This window comes from Rhizobium sp. MHM7A (assembly GCF_005862215.1).
Lineage (GTDB): Bacteria > Pseudomonadota > Alphaproteobacteria > Rhizobiales > Rhizobiaceae > Rhizobium > Rhizobium bangladeshense.
Genome location: NZ_VCHT01000089.1, coordinates 1 through 354, shown reverse-complemented (window position 1 = coordinate 354; position 354 = coordinate 1). Strand labels below are relative to the sequence as shown.

The window sequence follows — 354 nt, the reverse complement described above, 5'->3', positions numbered from 1 at the left end:
CGGGCTCGGTCGTTTCACGCTCAGCAGACGGAAGTGGCCATCGGCTGCGCCGCCCTCAATCGTATGCTTGCATGCGCACGCCCTAAATCCATCCGCCGCAATGGACCGACCACATAGATAGCCCCATCACAGATCCAGATCCGCTCAAGTCCAGATCCATGCACCAACGCCTCAGTACTCCAGTCCTGCGCTACGATTGCCCTGACGCTCGCGCGGTGGGCGCTGATTGATCGGCTCAGCCGTTCCTTTCCCAGCCAGGAAAATGCACCGGAAAACTTGACCTTGCCCCCAAGTTTTATCCAGTTTTGAGTTCGCTCCAGCGGTTTTTGGTTGCTGTTGTTGGTTCGGTAGCGG

Annotated in this window: 1 protein-coding gene and 1 pseudogene; one reads left to right on the top strand and one right to left on the bottom strand. The window is 57.9% G+C overall.

What is annotated here, in order from left to right; genetic code table 11:
* A pseudogene (locus FFR93_RS40540) lies at positions 1 to 117 on the top strand (IS5/IS1182 family transposase); the annotation flags it as partial.
* A 54-nt stretch (positions 118 to 171) separates the two neighbouring features.
* Here the strand turns inward: FFR93_RS40540 and FFR93_RS41860 are convergent.
* Positions 172 to 354, bottom strand: a 183-nt coding sequence (locus tag FFR93_RS41860) for a hypothetical protein (RefSeq protein WP_246661443.1), incomplete at its 5' end; no start/stop codon positions are given.